Source organism: Flavivirga abyssicola (assembly GCF_030540775.2).
GTDB lineage: Bacteria > Bacteroidota > Bacteroidia > Flavobacteriales > Flavobacteriaceae > Flavivirga > Flavivirga abyssicola.
Genome location: NZ_CP141266.1, coordinates 798,093 through 817,022 on the forward strand (window position 1 = coordinate 798,093; position 18,930 = coordinate 817,022).

The 18,930-nt window shown below is 31.9% G+C and carries 16 protein-coding genes and 1 tRNA gene; 10 read left to right on the forward strand and 7 right to left on the reverse strand.

The annotated features are described in order from the left end of the window. Positions 1 to 16: 16 nt before the first annotated feature. From Q4Q34_RS03145 to Q4Q34_RS03175, 7 genes are all read right to left on the reverse strand, one after another. Positions 17 to 2,140 carry a peptidylprolyl isomerase gene (locus Q4Q34_RS03145; RefSeq protein ID WP_303317001.1) on the reverse strand — a complete coding sequence of 708 codons (2,124 nt, stop codon included), beginning with the start codon at positions 2,138 to 2,140 and terminating at the stop codon, positions 17 to 19. A 224-nt stretch (positions 2,141 to 2,364) separates the two neighbouring features. Then, positions 2,365 to 3,654, reverse strand: coding sequence for a hemolysin family protein (locus Q4Q34_RS03150; protein WP_303317000.1), 1,290 nt, complete (start codon positions 3,652 to 3,654; stop codon positions 2,365 to 2,367). Continuing rightward, positions 3,655 to 3,852: a hypothetical protein gene (locus Q4Q34_RS03155; protein WP_303316999.1), complete on the reverse strand. Its 198-nt coding sequence runs from the start codon at positions 3,850 to 3,852 to the stop codon at positions 3,655 to 3,657. It abuts the gene before it with no gap. Between the two features lie 155 nt (positions 3,853 to 4,007). After that, a complete protein-coding gene (lptC, locus tag Q4Q34_RS03160) occupies positions 4,008 to 4,604 on the reverse strand; it encodes an LPS export ABC transporter periplasmic protein LptC (protein ID WP_330444578.1) in 597 nt (198 codons plus the stop codon). Further along, complete coding sequence (locus tag Q4Q34_RS03165) at positions 4,565 to 5,950, reverse strand: tetratricopeptide repeat protein (protein ID WP_303316997.1); 1,386 nt, start codon at positions 5,948 to 5,950, stop codon at positions 4,565 to 4,567. Before Q4Q34_RS03165 ends, lptC begins: the two co-directional genes overlap by 40 nt. Before the next feature lie 17 nt (positions 5,951 to 5,967). Further along, on the reverse strand, positions 5,968 to 7,281 hold the full coding sequence (locus Q4Q34_RS03170) for an outer membrane protein transport protein (protein WP_303316996.1): 1,314 nt from the start codon (positions 7,279 to 7,281) through the stop codon (positions 5,968 to 5,970). Then, complete coding sequence (locus Q4Q34_RS03175) at positions 7,278 to 8,009, reverse strand: type III pantothenate kinase (RefSeq protein WP_303316995.1); 732 nt, start codon at positions 8,007 to 8,009, stop codon at positions 7,278 to 7,280. Before Q4Q34_RS03175 ends, Q4Q34_RS03170 begins: the two co-directional genes overlap by 4 nt. A gap of 184 nt (positions 8,010 to 8,193) precedes the next feature. Between Q4Q34_RS03175 and Q4Q34_RS03180 the strand changes: the two genes are divergently transcribed. The 10 genes from Q4Q34_RS03180 to Q4Q34_RS03225 all read left to right on the forward strand — a co-directional run bounded on the left by Q4Q34_RS03180 (position 8,194) and on the right by Q4Q34_RS03225 (position 18,876). Further along, positions 8,194 to 8,266, forward strand: a tRNA-Phe gene (locus Q4Q34_RS03180). Positions 8,267 to 8,506: 240 nt separating this feature from the next. Next, positions 8,507 to 9,403: a hypothetical protein gene (locus tag Q4Q34_RS03185; protein ID WP_303316994.1), complete on the forward strand. Its 897-nt coding sequence runs from the start codon at positions 8,507 to 8,509 to the stop codon at positions 9,401 to 9,403. 128 nt (positions 9,404 to 9,531) lie between these two features. Then, complete coding sequence (locus Q4Q34_RS03190) at positions 9,532 to 9,840, forward strand: helix-turn-helix domain-containing protein (RefSeq protein ID WP_303316993.1); 309 nt, start codon at positions 9,532 to 9,534, stop codon at positions 9,838 to 9,840. Between the two features lie 2 nt (positions 9,841 to 9,842). Next, positions 9,843 to 11,411: a primase-helicase family protein gene (locus tag Q4Q34_RS03195; protein WP_303316992.1), complete on the forward strand. Its 1,569-nt coding sequence runs from the start codon at positions 9,843 to 9,845 to the stop codon at positions 11,409 to 11,411. Next, a complete protein-coding gene (locus Q4Q34_RS03200) occupies positions 11,408 to 13,147 on the forward strand; it encodes a DNA polymerase (RefSeq protein ID WP_303316990.1) in 1,740 nt (579 codons plus the stop codon). Before Q4Q34_RS03195 ends, Q4Q34_RS03200 begins: the two co-directional genes overlap by 4 nt. Positions 13,148 to 13,158: 11 nt before the next feature. After that, a complete protein-coding gene (locus Q4Q34_RS03205; RefSeq protein ID WP_303316989.1) occupies positions 13,159 to 14,208 on the forward strand; it encodes a hypothetical protein in 1,050 nt (349 codons plus the stop codon). 82 nt (positions 14,209 to 14,290) lie between these two features. After that, a complete protein-coding gene (locus tag Q4Q34_RS03210) occupies positions 14,291 to 15,607 on the forward strand; it encodes a site-specific integrase (protein ID WP_303316988.1) in 1,317 nt (438 codons plus the stop codon). After that, positions 15,604 to 16,176: a hypothetical protein gene (locus Q4Q34_RS03215; protein ID WP_303316987.1), complete on the forward strand. Its 573-nt coding sequence runs from the start codon at positions 15,604 to 15,606 to the stop codon at positions 16,174 to 16,176. Before Q4Q34_RS03210 ends, Q4Q34_RS03215 begins: the two co-directional genes overlap by 4 nt. A 289-nt stretch (positions 16,177 to 16,465) precedes the next feature. Beyond that, on the forward strand, positions 16,466 to 17,590 hold the full coding sequence (locus Q4Q34_RS03220) for a hypothetical protein (protein WP_303316986.1): 1,125 nt from the start codon (positions 16,466 to 16,468) through the stop codon (positions 17,588 to 17,590). Between the two features lie 716 nt (positions 17,591 to 18,306). Then, the gene (locus Q4Q34_RS03225) at positions 18,307 to 18,876 is read left to right on the forward strand and encodes a hypothetical protein (RefSeq protein ID WP_303316985.1); all 570 of its coding nucleotides are present in this window, start codon (positions 18,307 to 18,309) and stop codon (positions 18,874 to 18,876) included. Positions 18,877 to 18,930: the final 54 nt, after the last annotated feature.

Sequence of the window (18,930 nt, forward strand, 5' to 3'; positions counted from 1 at the left end):
TTCTTAATTATTTTTTCTATTGAACTTGAGTTTCAACTCTATTATCTTCAATTTCTGCAGCTTCTTTTAAAGCATTGTATAATTTAGAATTAACAACATTTATTTTTTGTTGTTCTACTCTGTTTGCCGCTGCTTGATAACTATCAAGTTCTACAGCAGGTGTTACTTTTGTAACTTGTACCATATACACACCATTCTCACCATCTATTAACTTTGAGGTTTCTCCTTCTTTTAATCCAAAAGCAGCGCCAACAACTAAAGGTTCTCTACCTGCTCCAGAAATCGTTGGACTTTTCATATTTATTGCAGATGCAGATCTAACAGTTGTATTTTCTGCTGCAGCTAAATCTTCAAGTGTTTTAGCAGATACTCTATCTCTAATCATTTTCGCTTTCTTCTCTTTTCTAACAAGAGGCAATACTTTAGCTGTAGCATCTTCAACAGACATTAAGCCTGCTTTATTTTTAGCAACTAACTGTGCAATTACGTAACCATTAGGAATATTAAAACGCTTAACAGCTCCAACCTCAGCATCTTCTTCAAAAGCCCAACGTACAATTGGTCTTTGGTTTCCGATACCTGGTATATTTTCATCTAAAACTTTAATACCGTTTACTGGGCGTACTGTATAGCTGCCTTCTTTTGCTAATGCTTCAAAATCACCTTCTCCAGCCTTAATTTCAAAGTTAGAAGCATCTCTAAATATTTTTGCCGTTGTAGCTTCAGAAGGTTCAATCTTTCTAGCTATGGTTCCTACTTGTATTGCTTTAACTTTGTCTTTCTGTCCTTCAATCTCTATAATGTGAAATCCAAAAATTGTTTTTACAACACCTAAATCTCCTGTTTTTCCTTCGAATTCAAAATCATTAAATTCCGAAACCATTGTGTTATAAGGATGCCAATCGTAACGTCCTTCTTTTTCAACACTTCCTTGGTCTGATGAGAATTCTTTTACCAACTCTGGGAATTTAGAACGATCTGATTTAATAACGGCTAATAAACTATCTGCAGTTACTTTAGCTTCTGCCTCAGTTTGTGTCACTTCAGGTGTAGCACTTCGAGCTCCCACAAAAGGAATTAAAATATGCCTTACTTTTACTGAATCTGGAATTTGCTTAACAGCAATGACCTTAGATATTTTAAAGTGGTTGTTATCTTTATATGGGCCATATACCCCACCTTCTTCAAGGCTATAAATAGTGTCTGCAACTGCTGCTGGCAGGCTTGATTTAAATACAAAACGTTTATCAAATTTTATATCTGAATTTACGTTAATGTAATCTTCGTTATCCTTAACTTTCGAAAAAGCAACTATAGTATCTTTTCTTCCTGTTTCATCAATGAATCGACCATTTAGATACACATTAAGGTCTGCTTTAATAGCGTTTTCATCTTCAACAGATGCCACTTCATTAAACTGAATAAACTTAATATCTCTAGAGGCCTCTACTTCATACTCTTTCTTATTTTTATTGATATAGTTAGAAATATCCGATTTAGACACCTCTACTAAAGTATCTTTAATTGATGCATAAGATACTTGCACATACTTAATATCTACTTTATTCCCTTCTAGTTGATGTTCTAACTTACCTTCGGCTAAAGTACCTGTTAAACCTGCTTTAACTAAATTGAAATAATTTTGCTGTAACCCGTTTGCAGCCACAGATTTTTCATAATTCACCCAACTGGCATAAGCTTGTTGTGATGTTTCTTTTAAATTAGCAATGTATTCGTTTAATTTATTTTCATCAAAAAGTCCAGCTTCGTTTAAAAACTCCGGGCTTGTAGCCAAAGATGTTTTTAATAAATCTCTCATTTGATCTTTTTCAACAGAAATCCCTAGTTCATCATATTGAGTCTGCATTACAGCTCTTCTAACTTCTTGATCCCATACTCTATTCATGACTTGAGTATTTGTTGCATTTGGTCCAGCCTGTCTTTGAGCAGCTTCTACTTTTTGCATGAAATCTTCACGTGTAATATCTTTCCCATTTATAGTAGCAACAATATTTTGTGATTTTGAAGCAAGTGCATCACTGTTCTTAAATAAATCTGCTAATACAAAAGAAAATAACGCCAATGCTATAATTATTATCAAAAATAGTGAACGTTGTCTAATCTTATTTAAAACTGCCATTTGTAATTTAAATTTTTAAACCCCATTGTTAAGGTTTAGCTTGTTAACTTGATTGCCAATTTAACTATAATTGACAAAATATCGTGCGCGAAAATACCATTTTCTATTTAATAATAAAAGTAGAAAGGTGCATTAATTGTGTCAAAACCAGATTTCTACTTTTTTAATAAGAAACACACTGTAAATGAAACTCCAGTAGATAATTTTGAACGATTCTTTTTAAATCAATCTTCCTCTAAATGTTTAAGTTCTACCATATCAATTTTAGTATTTGACACTTCTAAGATTGTAAATTGAAAGGCATCAATTTTTACAATATCATTTTGAGCTGGAATCTCTTCAGTATGATTAACAATAAGCCCTCCTAACGTTTCGTAGTTTTCATTTTCCGGAAGATTTATTTTATAAGTTTCATTGATATAATCTACTTCCAAGCGTGCTGAAAATTTATATGTAGCCTCATCAACAACCTCCTCAATTAGGTCTACTGTGTCGTGTTCATCTTCAATTTCACCAAATAATTCTTCTACAATATCTTCTACAGTCATAATCCCAGATGTCCCTCCATATTCATCTAAAACTACTGCTATACTTTTTCGTTTTTTTGTAAGAACTCCTAGTACATCTTTTATAAGAACTGTTTCTGGCACAAACTCAACAGGGAGCATCATAGACTTAATACTTTTGGGTTTTTTAAACAATTCGAAAGAATGTACATACCCCAAAATGTCATCCATGGTTTCTTTGTAGACCAATATTTTGGTACAGCCTGTTTCTGTAAATAATGCACTGAGCGATTTAATAGAATCACTTATTTCTACAGCTATGATTTCAGTACGAGGCACCATGACCTCCCTTGCTTTCACTTCAGAAAACTCAAGAGCGTTTTGAAAAATTTGAATCTCTGTATCGACGTCTTCATGTGCTTCAACAGATTCCATTTGTTCACTTATATAATTACCAAGTTCTACTTTTGTAAATGCTAATTGTATTTGGTCGCCTTCTGTTTTAAAAAAATGCTTAAGTACAAAATCTGATATCCAGATAACAAAGTCTGATATAAAAGTAAATAAGACATAGAACACATAAGCTGGAATTGCCAAAACTTTAATTAATGTGTTTGAATAAATTTGAAAAAATACCTTGGGTAAAAACTCGGCAGTTATTAAAATAATGATTGTTGATATAGCGGTTTGTGACAGTAAGCTTAAATCGGTTAACATATAGTTTAAAAAACTATATGATGTTGGTAATATGGTTTGAAACCAATTTACTAACATATCTCCCATAAAAAACCCGTAAATAACTAATGCTATATTATTACCTATAAGCATTGTTGCTATAAACTTTGAGGGTTTGGCGGTAAGTTTTCTTAAAACTTTAGCAAAGATCCCTTCTTGTTTTTTTTCAATTTCAATATGAATTTTATTTGAAGATACATAAGCGATCTCCATACCTGAGAAAAAGGCGGAAAGAATTAATGATGCAATTATAATAATAGCATAAATGCTCATTTAGTTTGAATTGTTGTTTTTGTTTTCAAACTTTTTGCTAAACTTACTTCTAAAGAAAAACATAAAAATTGCTAAAGCCCCAAGTAAAATTGAAGGGTATGCAACTTCACCTGCATTTACATATTTAACAATAGCATCGTATATAAATAGTGCCGCAAAAACTAAATAGGCATATTGAAAAATCTTAGAATATTTCATCTGTTAATATTTATTTTTTTTAAAGTCAGGTGTCATAAACCATTTAGCGTTTTGGTTGGTATCAACTTTACTATGGTTTATTTCATAGATTATGAATCGTAAATTAATTGAAACAAAGATAGTAAAATCGAAAAAGAAATTCTGAAAAGCGTAGGTTAATCGTCGAGCGAAATAATTCCAGTAACCTCAAGTACTTCTGCGTTTGTAAATTTTAAATTAGAATCGAAGCCATTGCCTTTAATAACATCTTGCTTTGTTGTAAACGTTACAGGTACATTAGTAAACAACCATTCTCTTTTCTTATCAAAATACAATTGTTCTGTCTTTAAAACATTTCCATCATGTGTTGTAATAACGACATTACCTTGCAGGTCTATAAGGCCTGTCTTATCATATGAAATAGCATAATCTGAAATAATGGTACTTTTTTTATTTTCTTCATCAAATACATACAAGGTAATACCTCCAGTAAATTCATTAAAAGGAAAATCTCTATTTGAATAATCGAGCATTTTAGCACTTAAGAGGTTTGCCGTTACTCTGCCCGAATCTGTATGTTTTAAATTTATGTTTTCTGCAACTCCTATAGGTTCATTTTCTGAAACCCCCATTTTTTGAACCTGGTTAAAGTTGTCACTACATGAAAAAAACATAGCCACAGTAAGTATTACTGTGACTATGTTTAGTATGTTATATATATGTTTTTTGTTCATTAAATCTTTGGCACTGTAACCGAAGCTCCAATCCAACATGCAATTTTTATAACCTGTCCAGATCTACCTGAACTAAAAATCTCAGCTTTCTGTGGTGCTTTAGCTAAATAATTAGCAACCGATTTAGCAGAGTTTTTCTTTTGTGTAGGATCTACACGAGCTGCTTTTCTAGCTTCTTCTGCAGCTAACCAATATACAGCTCTTTTATCAAAGTTACTATTCCCACAGCTATTAGCACTAGCAGCATACATACCAGCTATTGATAGATAAGGACGACCATTTGATGGGTTTAACTTAAGGGCTTGTCTGAAATAATTTCTAGCTTTGCCGTATCTCCCTTTCTTTTTAAGAATAAGCCCAATTCTATTAGCTAATTTTGCTTTTTTGAATTTTTCAGTTTCTAAATCGAAAGACTGTTGAAAATACTTGATAGCTTCATTTTCTTTATGATTTTTAAATAAAATAGTTCCAACGAAGTACTTTGTATCTGCTGAAGGAGCAGTCTGATCATAAGACTTTACTAATTTTTCATATAAAGGATCATCTGTACATTCTTTATAATACATTCTACTTACTGCACGTTTTAACCAAACAGCATTGCTTTTATTTTCTTCAAAGTCTTTATTATATAAAGGAATTAAGTTTTTACAATTAGCTCTATCTCCCAGTTTTTGATCAATACTTCCTGAGATTAAGTCATAATTCTTTAAATAACTTTCATAGTATTTCTTATACTTACCTTCTTTTTTAGTTAATATTGTACCTGCATCTTCTTTCTCAATAAGCTCATTAAGTTTTTCAGAATAGTTATTAACTTCTTCTTCTACTTTTTCTACAATATCATCATACTTATTAAATAAATCTTTTGCTGGTTTCTTCTTTGCATCGTACAAATCAACCATTAAAGAGAAATATGTGTATAGACTTTTAGGGTTATTAAAAGTCGCTTTATCTAATTTATAGGCAGCATCATAACACTCATAAAGCTCTTCATCTGTTTTATTTAATATTTTTCTGTTGTCATACATTAATTGACAAGCTTTTGCAGCATATTCTCCTTTTTTGGTTTTACTTGCAAAATGCACGCCTCTTTGCTCCCATAATTTCAATAAATCATTGATATAATTTACCTTATCGGCATTTACTGTTGCTTTTTTGATTTTATGGTTTAAAATTTTCTCACCATCTATATAAATAGCATTATTAAATTTTGGGCATTTATTCCTTACTACCATCCATGGCTCATAAGCTGCATCATAATTTTTAGCTTTCACATACTCATGAAAAATAGAAAGCTTAGTCATACATTCTTCATCTTGCTGAGCATAACCCATATTTAGGCCAATGAATAATAATGTAAATAATAATGTAATTTTTGTTTTCATAATTCTAATTTTTGCTGTTAATCATACTTCCTTTTCTGAAACCATCTATCGTTCAAAGATAAACTTATTCGAAAATTAACAAAATCCTCTTGAATCAAAGTATTATTAGTTGTTCCTCGTTTACCAATCTCAAAACCTAAATTTGCGTTAGATAAAAAGTTACCAACTGGTAATCCTACTCCAAAAGATATGCCAAACTCATTTATTGATTCGTTATTTATATTTAATCCCGTTTTTTCGTAACGCACCCCTGCCCTATAAACTATACGTTTTAAATAGCTAGTATAAGAATTATATTTTGGAATATAAAACCCTCCTAAAGAAAATGTTGAAGCATCTTCGTATGTAGTAGGTGTGCTAGCACTAGTGTATAATTCGTTTGAAAAATTACTTGTTTTCTGGGTGGCATACTCTGCTCCAACAAACCATTTTCTTGGTTTACCAACCCCAGCTCCTATTGAAAATCTTGATGGTAGTATTAAATCTGTTTCTAACAAACCTAGAGCTTCTAAATCAGTATCTATTCTACTAAATTCAAATTCCTGACCCGTAACAACATTTGTTCTTATAGTAGAAAATGATCTTGTATTTTTAGACACTAAATTACTTTCCGGTGTATACGTTATTCCCGAAGAAAGCTCTAAATCTTCTGTTATCATTTTTTTATATGACAGTCCCAAATTAAAATTTAAACCACTTAAATCTGATCTATTATTTTCACGTGTCTGAAATTCAAGCAATGCTCCATCATTATCATACAAAAATTCAACAGTACTATTTTGAATGTTTCCAAAGTTATATTGGGCATCAATACCAATGCTCAGTCCATCTATTATTTGATATCCTAATCCAAGAAAAACTTTATTAAGTCCTCCTTCTCCCCTAAACTTATTTTCAGTATCACCATTACCGTTCACAGATTCTAATTTATACCCAACCGATGTATATGGCAATAATCCAAAACCAAAACCAAATTTCCCCATTGGTATGGACATAGCTAAATAATCAAAAGTAGATGACGATGTGTTATCTGATTCGGTATCACTTTTTAAATTGATACTTGAATGACTCCCTCCAACCGTAAACTTTACTGGTCGACTTTCATTATTAAAAGCTGCCATATTTTTTCCAGCATAAGAAGCCGGGTTTCGTAAATTAATATGAATACTATCATTATAAATACTTAATCCACCCATACTCCTATTTTCTACAGTGCCTTTAAACTTAAGACTTCCAATACCATAAAAAGAATAAGGCGAAGCAGTTCCTTCTTGGCCGTAACTGTGAATTGCAAAAGCTGCAATAAAAACTAATACAAGTTTTTTTATCATTCGTTTGAGTTAAATTGTAAAATATAGTTCAATCCCTCTAAAAGAAAATTAGAATTGGCAAATATGCTACTTTTTAATTGTTTTGACAAAAAATTAGCGTCGCCTCCTGTTAAAATTACTGTTAAATCTGAGTATTTTCGATTATATTCTTCAATATTACCGTCTATTTCTTTTAAAATACCATATACCACCCCAGAATGTATAGAGCTATTTGTCGAGTCTCCAATAATACTCTTCGGGGTTTCTGATTCTAACAACGGTAAATTTGCAGTTAAATTATTTAACGATTTATACCGCATACGAAGCCCTGGAGAAATAGCGCCTCCTAGATACTCATTATTTGCTGTTATAAAATCATAAGTCACACAAGTCCCTGCATCTATAATAAGGACATTATTATTTGAAAACTGTTCAACAGAAGCACAAACTAATGCCATTCTATCTACGCCTAATGTCCTTGGTGTTTTATAGAGGTTTTTAAATGGCAACTTTAGATTTGAGTCTAAAATCATAACATCAAAATAGCTACTAATCTCCTTAATAGTTTCCTTATTCAACCTTCCTACCGAAGAAATGATTGCTTTTTTTATTCCTGAATATGCTTCCTTTAAAGTATTAATACCTTCTAAAACAAGTCTTAGTTCTACGACCTCTTTATGTATTAGTATTCCTTCCTCAAAAACAGCTAGTTTTACGAGAGAGTTCCCTACATCTATTACTAAATTCATATTCTTTATAAGAAAGGTTTAAATGTACAAAAGCATCATCAATAATTATTCCTTTTAAGTTATAATATTAATTACAAATCAGTTAAAGCTATTTTGTTTAAAAATAAATAAAACTATGTAATTTTTTATGTATTTCGTTTGGGGAATAGCAAAAATGAATATATATTTGCAACCGCTTTGGCGAGGTACCTTAGCTCAGTTGGTAGAGCAAAGGACTGAAAATCCTTGTGTCCCTGGTTCGATTCCTGGAGGTACCACTTTCAAACTTTATAAACCCTTGATTATCAGATGATTTTCAAGGGTTTTTTCATTAATGGTCTTGGAAATGCTCTATAGTGTTATCCCAAGTCAATGGTGGTAAGACTTTCCAGAGATGGGTCTTTTTTCCGTATCAATAACTTTCTGACTATCTGAATTTCTTTTTTACATACTCATTTATATAGTAAACCCCTATATTTGTTTACACTTAAAAGATTAAAAAACTATCGATTTTTCGAATGGGTAATAATTCTAATAATGATTTAGATAAAATTGAAGAAGAGGTTCGTCAAAAAGAACTGGAAGAACTAATTATAAAGGTAGTTGATTCCGAAAACAATCTTAATCAAGATTTTTATTCAGCGTTTAATCAGATTAAAAAAGAGGACAGAGAACAATTTCTTGCTTTGTTTTCAGATTGGATACTGACCAAAAAGTTCAAATTATTCTTTGATAAAAAGTATATCAAATCAAGACTAAAAGAAAATCCACTATTCAAATATAGTTACCTAGAACTAGGTAGAGCCGAAATAGAAGATTATATGTATTTAAAAGGTCTTCGAAAAAAGAAAGACTTAAAATACCCCGCAACAGATTTTTGGATTGATAGAAAAACGTGGGAGCTGAAACGATTATTACCCGAACTAAATGATCTACACAAAAGTTTATTTAAAATATCTTCACACACTTACATTAGTCCAGACACATATATATTCCCTGACAATCTAGTTGATAAAGAATTTGATAATTCGTTAATTGAATCCTTTAGAGTCCCTGTTAATTCTTCTTTGGAAAATTTAAGAGTCAATCTACAAAAACCTTTAGATGACTTGAAAAGTATTATGGGTGACGAACCGTTCAAAGCTTTTTTATATAACAGTTTTCAATTCAGAGATAATCCAACTAATGTAGTTCCTCTCAATCTAACTTATCCTAGTAATGTCAAAATTGGAACTTTCTTATCAGAAATTTATGATTTATATGTTGATTTTGATATAACCTATTCATTCGCCAAAAAAGAATTCGTAAAAATAATGGTCCTAAACTTCTCAAGGCACAGGAAAGACTTTTCTAATGCTAATTTCGATTTAAACAAACACCTTAAGGCTATTAACAAAAGGGTTAAAAAAGCCTAAAACCTACATCTTTTCTTCTAATTCACACAAAAAACTATTGCGTCTTTTGCGCCATTTTTGCGTCAATTGCGTATTCTCAAAATCCACCTTTTAAAGCACCTATACTTGCATAACGATTTAAATAAGTTATGCAAAAAAACAGATTGACATATCATCTAAAAGGACTTATAGATGAGTTTAAAGCTCAAATTACAGAAGAGGTTGCAACGTCTGTAGTTAAATCTTTAAGCGAGTCTTCACAGTTGAATGCCGATCGATCGCAAGAAGATTGTTATCTGACTACTGCCGAAGCAGCTTCCTTATTTAAAATTTGCAAATCCCAAATTGTGAAACTGAGAAAGAAACACAAAGATTTCCCAGTAATAAAAATCGGAACCGCGGTTCGGTTTAAACGCTCGGAACTGGAAGTGTTTTTTAAAAAATCAAAAATTAAATAATTATGAATAAAAATTTAGACGCTGAAGCTTTTGTTCAGCAATACATATTAGGCCAAAGAAAATTTTGGCACAACGACAAGGGTAAGACTGTTATTAAGTTTTACCAACTTCTGATTTTCTTTATAATGCAACTACATGTTTGCAAGGTGAGGATTCTTGGAAACACATACCTAGCAATTAAGAAAAATAATATTGTTGATTTAATTGATAAGGAAACTGTTGCTCAGAAATTTATAAACCATATTGAGGAAGAATTCCCAAACGAATATGGAATAATAAACAAAGTAGCGATTCTTGATGCAGTAGTCGAAAAATCCGATAGATATTATAATAAGTATGTGTTTAATCACTTACCTATCCATGATATCACAATTAAACATGATACTGAAACGACATGTTATCTCAATTATCTCAACGGTGTTTTAGAAATTGACAAGGACAATGCTACTTTAATAGACTTCCAAGATTTCAAACATGCCATTCTTAAGAATAGGATAATAAGAAGAAAATGGAATCGTAGTAAAAGAAAACTTAAAGGTGACTTTGTAAAATTTGTATGGAATCTTGCTGGTCACTCACCTTACAGATTTAAAGTGTTGTGTAGCACAATCGGCTACGGTATCCACAATTACAAAGACCCCGCAACTCCTAAAATGGTAATCCTGATTGATCAGGTAATTGCGGAGTTAAATTCAAATAATGGAGGATCTGGCAAATCTTTGTTGATCAAAGGATTAGGCCGTGTCCGCAATTTAGTTGAATTAAGTGGTAAACGACTGAAAACCACTAGTCGCTTCTCGATGCAACGCGTTGATGCGTTTACAGACATCTTATTAGTCAATGATGCCAGCAAATACGAAAATATTGATGATTGGTATAATATTCTTGCTGATGGCGCAACAGTAGAACGTAAATATGAGAAGGAACAAATTTTATCTGCTAAAGATTCTCCTAAAGTTGTTATGACCTCTAATCATATGGTACAACGTTCCGAAGGAAATTCATCAGAAAGGCGCATCCATGAAATTGAAGTATCTGATTATTATGGAAAAGATCGTAATCCACAGGATGAATTTGGCAGAAACTTATACGACGATTTTAATAGTGACGATTGGGAACAGTTTGACAATTTCATTGTGTTCTGTGTTCAGTACTACCTACAGTTTGGGCTACTCGCCCCAGCAAAGATAAACATCCTTAAACGCAAACTGTTGTCTGAAGTGGGTATTGAACTCGTTGAATTCATGGACGATAAACTGGAACAGGGTATTACCAAATTCCACAAAAAAGACACATATGACGAGTTTGTTAAAGGCGGTTTCATTGCGAAGAAATATATTCCCCAGCGTAATTCTTTCACCAGAAAACTTAAGAAATACTTTGAATACAAGCAGTTGAACTATACTGAAGTTCCTTCAGACACTAAGAGATATTTTGAGGTTTTAACCGAGGAAAAACTGGAAGAACACACCGTTCAAACCCTTAGTGATAAACAGGTGGATTACAAACTTGTTGATACACCCAACAAATTAAAAAGAGTAGATAATAAACTTAAAAACAATTTAAAATGAGAAAACTAGTATATGACCTTGAAACGACATCGTTGAATGTACACAAGGCGATTATTTTGGGAATAGCTATTTGCTTTGGTGTAGGCGTTGCCGTCTACATTGCATTCCCTAATGACAGTAAAAAGGTAGAGCAAATTCTATCGGAATTGAAACCATTTTTTGAGGATGAAACTATTGAAAAAGTAGGTCACAACCTTAAATATGACAATCAGGTTTTAAAACGCTATGGCATTAACGTAAAAGGACGTTTGCACGATACTATGGTAATGAGCTATGTTACAGCTCCCAATAGAGAAAGCCATGGATTGAAGCACTTATCTAAAGTACTTTTAAACTATCAGCAAATTGAATTTGATGATATAGCCGTTGGTAAAACCAAAAAGAGTAAAACTCTTGAAGGCATTGACCCAAACATAGTTAAGAATTATGCGTGTGAGGATGTAGACCAGACATTGCAGGTATTTAACAATTTACTTCCTCAAATTAAGGATAATAGCCTATCAAAGGTATACGACCTTGATTGTGATCTAGTACCCACCATTACTGATATGGAGTTTACAGGCGTTAAGATTGATAGTGATAAATTATCAGTAATTGAAAGTGAAATTGATACGGAGCTTTCAATTATAAAAGCTTCAATTGATCAAATTGTAGGAGGAGAAATAAACCTCAACTCTCAACCACAACTCAATAAGCTACTTTTTGATAAGTTTAACTTAGAGCCTATTGGTGATAAAGGCATAAGTGGTTATTGGTCGGTATCTGCAAGTGTTTTAAAAAGGTTACTACCACAGCACTCAATCATTAAACCTATATTGGATTATAAAGGATTGATAAAGGTTAAAACTACGTTTATCAAAGCACTTAAAAAGGTAAATCCTGTAACTGGAAGACTTCACGCTTCAATAAACCAATGCATTACCGAAACTGGAAGACTTAGTTGTAGTAAGCCAAACCTACAGAATATACCTAGTAGAACCGTTGGTAAGCGATTAAGAGAATGCTTTGTAGCCTCTGGTGATAACCATACTCTAATAGGAGTTGATTACAGTAATATCGAACTTAGGATTATGGCTATTATAAGTCAAGATCCAATTATGGTAAATGCTTACAGAAATAAAGAGGATTTACATACCCTTACAGCTTCAAAGGCTTTACAAATAGACCGAAGTATGGTCGATAAACAGCTACGTAATGTTGGTAAGCTAATCAACTTTGGACTTATCTACGGTATGACTGCTAAAGGGTTACAGCAATCGTTGTATCAAAATGCTGGCAAAGAATATTCAATTGAACAGTGTCAATCGTTTATCAATAGCTATTTCGAATTATACCAAGGGGTTGCCAAATGCCGTGAAGAACTTATATACAAAGCTACGGTAAACGGTTACACAGAAACACTGTTTGGGAGGAAAAGACCTCTTCAGCACATTAACAGTAACGATTCATTTAAACGTGAAGGTGCTAAAAGATTAGCCCTCAATACCCCAATTCAAGGTTCGGCTTCCGACATTATTAAGATGGCAATGGTTAATATCCATAACAGGATTACCAAAGAGGGATTACAATCAAAAATGTTACTTCAAGTTCACGATGAACTATTATTCGATGTGCCTAACAATGAACTCAAATATATGGAGACACTGATTAAGTACGAAATGGAAAATGCTGTACACCTTCCAATAGCCTTGGAAGTAGACTTACAAACAGGTGAAACTTGGGCAGACGTCCACTAAAACAAAATATTATGAAAAATACAATTAGTAAATCAAATAACAAAAATTATAAATCACAAAACCCAGAAACCATGGAAACACACATCAATTCACAAAAATTAGAAAACATGAAAAACGTAATTGACTTAAAACAAAACACCCAAGAAACTGTGATGAAGCAATTAGATTACATAAAGATTAAAGTTTCCAATGTAAAAACTTTTAATCGCGAACACTTAGTAGATCATCCAACTATAAAAAATCGTTTTAAAATGAAGTTCCCTGAGAACGATTATTTTGGTAAAACCTTGCACGGGAACAACATAGACATCTACTATAAAAATGACACTCTATATATTGATACTAGCTTACCTTATTTAGAACTTGGGCACAATTACACAAGCTTCTCAGGTGAACAAGCTAATCAGGTACTACTCTATTTATCGGAGTTACTCGATGTTGATATTACAGAAGGAGAGGTAATGGCATTCGAATTTGGACATATCTACCATCCCAAACTGAATTTTTCAGTCCTTAAAGATTGGCTATTATCCAATATTGATCTCGACATTCTAAAAAACGAAAAGAACTTTATCTCATTTAAACATGAGAAATCCCAGATTAAATTTTATAGAGTACTCCCTAATCTGAAAAGGAAAGTTGACAAATCTATATTCAATAATCTTAATCCTTTAGGTGAAAATCCTGTTAAGTTTGAAATTAAAATTGCACAGAAACTAGGTCTCAAGGTCAGTGAACTTACAGAATATGGCATGAATATTATCGGCGACGCCGTCATAAACTCACTGATATCAGATGGTATAAAAGCTAATACCTATAAGTACAAAGGCAATAAATTTGATGATATCCTATATATGGCTTTATTAAGCAGTCATTCTGGCAATACAAAACTCATGAACAGAACCATTAATAGACTTATTGATGGTTCTGATCTAAGCTATTCACAAAAAACTGCTCGAAGAAAATCCCTTAAACAAAAACTGCAACAATTAGAAGAGATAAGAACAGTTTCATTTAAGCAAATCTTGACTAATGAAATCCATTGTGATGTAGCAGTATAACGAAAATAAAAATTGAGTTAGTTGTGAAAAATGGTCCCATTGGGGACCTTCACAACTAATCGTAAATAAAAATCGTAAAATCATGTGTAGATTAAGATTGATTGTGAAACAATCACAATCCCAGAAAGCAAAAAAGAGCAATGAGACCATGATATTTGGATCATATGCCCACAATAGTGAAACTGTACTATTTTATACTGGACTTAATGTCTTTATAAAATATTGGGACAAGAAAAATCAGTGTATTAAAAGAGCCTGTCCGAGCAGCTATAAACAGAATATGTATTTGTTAAAATTTCGTCAGAAATTGGATGACATTATATGTACTGCACTAGCCGAGGACATTAACCCTACTACTTCCTATGTAAAGGATATTTACAACGGAAGAAAACTTAAGGATATTAAGAAGAAATCTAAATCGTTTTGGGCATTTGCTGACGAATATGTTGATAATGCTAAAGTTAGATTATCTCCTGCTACGATTAAATCGTATAAAACTGCAATGTCCAATCTTAAATTGTTTGAAAAGTACTCAAGAACTAAAATTGACTTTCATAATATAGACTTGCAGTTCTATCATGACTATATGGATTACTACATAGGTTATCGCAGTCTTAAGATTAGCGGGTTTGGTAAGGTGATTAAATTCCTAAAGATTATTTTAAACAGCGCTACGGAACAGGGTTATAATGAAAATATGACATTTAAATCCAATAGTTTTAAGGTTGTAACTGAAGAAGCTGATAATATTTATCTCAACGAAAATGAACTCAAAAGAATCATTAAGTTAGACCTATCAGATAACAAGAAACTTGTTAGGGTTCGGGACCTATTCTATTTAGGTTGTTATACCGGGTTACGTTTTAGTGATTATAACCAGATTACCAAGGAAAATATCATTGGTAAGTGCCTTCATGTTAAAACTAAGAAAACTGGAAAGGCTGTCGTTATTCCTCTTACTGATGAGGCTTTCACTGTAATAAATAAGTATGATGGAAACTTGCCTAAGCCCATGGCTAATCAAGTTATGAACCGCTACCTTAAAGAAATTGGACAGTTGGCTAAAATCAATGATGATTTTAATAAGTACCATACTACTGGAAAAGGGCGAGTTAAGGAAACATTTAAAAAATGGGAGTTAATCTGTACCCATACTGCTAGAAGAAGTTATGCAACTAACATGTTTAAGCGTGGTTTTGACAGCACTATGATCATGGCAGTTACAGGGCATACCAGTGAAAAGGTCTTTCTTAACTATATCAAGATTTCCAATGAGGAAAATGCACAACGTATGTTACGCATAATGGAACAATCCAAAGCTAGTACCGTAAACAAATCTCAAAAAGATTCTGCGCAACAAAGTGACCCTAATGTCCCATCTGAAAATCAAGCAGCATGACACGAAAGAGAACTAATTTTAAGGCAATGGACTGTGGTCAGTTCATTGCCTATTTAAACAACAAGAGTATACATTATGATAAGTTTATCACTACTACAGTGATGGGTATATCGGTTGTAAAGGTTAATCCCAACCATTTTAGAATGACCCCTAGGATATTCGATAGGGATACTAACAGACAATTAGATTCAAAAGTTGAGCTAACCGATATTGATATCACCAAGCCATCGTTAAAACAGTTTATTAAACTTGTAGATAAGAAGATCAAAGAAATGTCTACCAAAGGAGTGTACCACCCAAGGCGACTTAAACCGAAATGGGATAGTTTAAAAAATGACAAGGACAAACTTGAACTATTTACCAAATACATGAAAGCTCCAACTTCATCAATTGGTTTTATTAGATTAATAATGGTTAATCTTCCAAATAAAACGTTAGAGTCGATTCTAATTGATTATCCGCAGTATGAATCGTTAATCAAAATTGAAGGTATCAGAGAGCGTTGTATAAAGAAATTTATGGCGTATAAAAATGGAAAGGAATATCTAAAGTCTAAAAGAATAAATTAATTATTTAATTGTTACTTTTACTACATAAATAAAAACGAAGAATTTATAAGAAAATAAAATATATAAAATATTAAGATAAGCGTTAGCTGTTGTTCTGTTCGGGAAAATCGTCAAATTTAAAAGTTACAGGAATAACAAGTTTCTAATGCTCACGCTTCGGCGTGGGTTAGTACTTGTTTGTGACTGGGTGTTTGACGATACCTCTCGAGCGACAAGGTTTGAAACCCCACGCTTTTTTTATTGTATTAATCTTCACTTTGGGGCTTTGGTGATAGTAAATCTCAAAAGCATGAGAAAATTATTTATAATACTAACCATTGTTCCTTTTTTTACTTTTAGTCAGAGTATTGAACTAGGACAAGATTACAATACTGTATCCAGTCTAATCAAGTATTTCGTTAATAACAACAACGAACGAAAAACATATGGTAATAATCTTCCCAAGATGTCTTATGAGATTAAATATGGTGATAATAATACAAGGACTATTGAAACCTATCAAGAAGAAGTTCAATACATTGATTTGCGTTTAAAAAGCAATACTATTGTTAAGTATGTTTTTGACAACAACATGTTGGTTCGGATAAAAAAATCATTAACTAATATTTCTCTTGCTAAATTAAAACTAGCATACGAGAATTATTATCACAGGAACAAAATTGGAGTGCTATATTTTTCGAATGACTATAAGAATTATAGTCAAGTTAAAATTGATGATCAGTATCCTACTATTGTTTATGAAGCCTTTGATCACGATCAATTCCCAGAGGAATTCTATACAGAAGTATTTAAGCGACAAAAGCAATATGAAGATAACAAAGGCTTAAGAGAATCTAAAAGTGCAAAAAGAAAAAGTTTATTGTTAGATTACTTCAATATTGATGACTATATAGAAAACTATTCAACTGATATTATTCCACAATTAGAAAAACTTATTTCAAAAGAGTTTATACAAGATTTGAGTGAATCGATCTCATATAGTGAAAAAGGAACAACTTCTGAAATAAAAGGGAATTGTAACATTCATTATTATTCACCTGAAGGAAGCACTCTTAATCGAGTAGATTTTGATTGCCAAGATTTAAAAGTCAATTATATAAACTTAATAAAAGAGGTTCGCTTTCGTATTCCAGAGATTAAAGAAACGTTTGAAGGAAAGGAGTATTTATTGAACCGAGAATTCTTTATGGATTTGGAAATAAATTTAAAAAGAGGAACAGCGGTGATAAAACACAAAAAAGGAAAAAAAACGGATTTTATAAAACAAAGTTCTTTAACTCAAGATCAAAAACAATGGATTTCTGAAAAAATAAAAGACAAAAAAAGTGGTAAGTATTATATCAAATTTCAGTTTGGTCAATTAAATGATAAAGATTGCAATGCCGCTTATATCTCTGAAAAACTTAATGAATAAAAGTTTACTTTCAGTGTCTTTTTATTAAAGAGGAAGGCACTCAAAGAAACTTTGGTTGATTAGCAACGGTAAAAAGAAATACGACATAACCTCTTTGTAAAGCTTACTTGCAAGTAATTATATTGCTTGACGAATGTAAAGACCCCAACTTTAATTCGGTTATGCTACATTGATCCTCTATATAAATTAATTTGAAGCATGTTCTTTTAAAGACAAATATGATTTGAACATATACTACTTGGGAAAAGAGTTATGTAATAGCTCAGAGTAAAACTTTAGCTTAGATATTCTTTCAAAGAATATTTTAAAAGTTTGAACCCACAAATGAAAAAATTTGACAGCTCTGCTGGCTGGTTTTCTTTATTTGTGAACCCTAAAGTTGTGCAACGCAGTTGTACAACAACACTTACGCCCTACTTGGACATTACATTTTTTAAATACATTTTTAAATAAGTATATAAATAAGTCTTTAATTATAAATGCAAGATTGGTGATTTAGAAATGGATTATTGGTGATAATGCAGTGCAAAATTGGGTAAATTGAAATGCGAAAATGGTGATTTTGAAGTGCAAGATTGGTGATAAATCAATGGAATTGCAAAATGAAGTGCAAAATTGGGTAGTTCAAAATAAATAATGATTGTTGTGTTTTATAAACAGCAAAAGGGAGTGGTGTTTTAGTCAGTACATCTCCCTTTTGATAAACAATGATTAAGATGGACGACTATCACATTTTGTATCCAATCAAACAACTTAGTATAAGGATACCAGCAACAATTTTATCACATACACAACTATCATTTAATCAAAAGCTAATACTGGGATTAGATTATACGTTTAGCCTAAAAATGGGGTATACCTTTAAGAAAAGTAAAGAAATTGGAGAGTTACTTAATTTACATCCTAATATCATAAGCTATTGTAGAAAACAATTATTAGACAAAGGCTTTATCAAGAAAAAAGACCGTAAATATTTCATTACTAATCTACACACTAAATTTAAAGTTGATGATAAAAGAGAAATTATAATTCCTCATCAAGTTTATAATAACCCCAATATTATAACTGGTGCTAAACTCCTTTGGGGAGAATATAATTCTATTAGCAAAGGTCATAAAGAATATTTTGCTAAAAGGGTATATACAGCAAAACGTTTAAATGCTAGTGAAGAGAGTATTACTAATTGGACAAAACAGCTATTTAAAAATGGATTATTGGATAAGTATACTCATAAAATTGGGTATTGTAAGAACCAGAAGTCTGTTATAACAATTAGCCTTTACTAATAACCGTTTATTGTAAATTAAAAATCATTCCTATGAACCTAAAACGGCAAACGA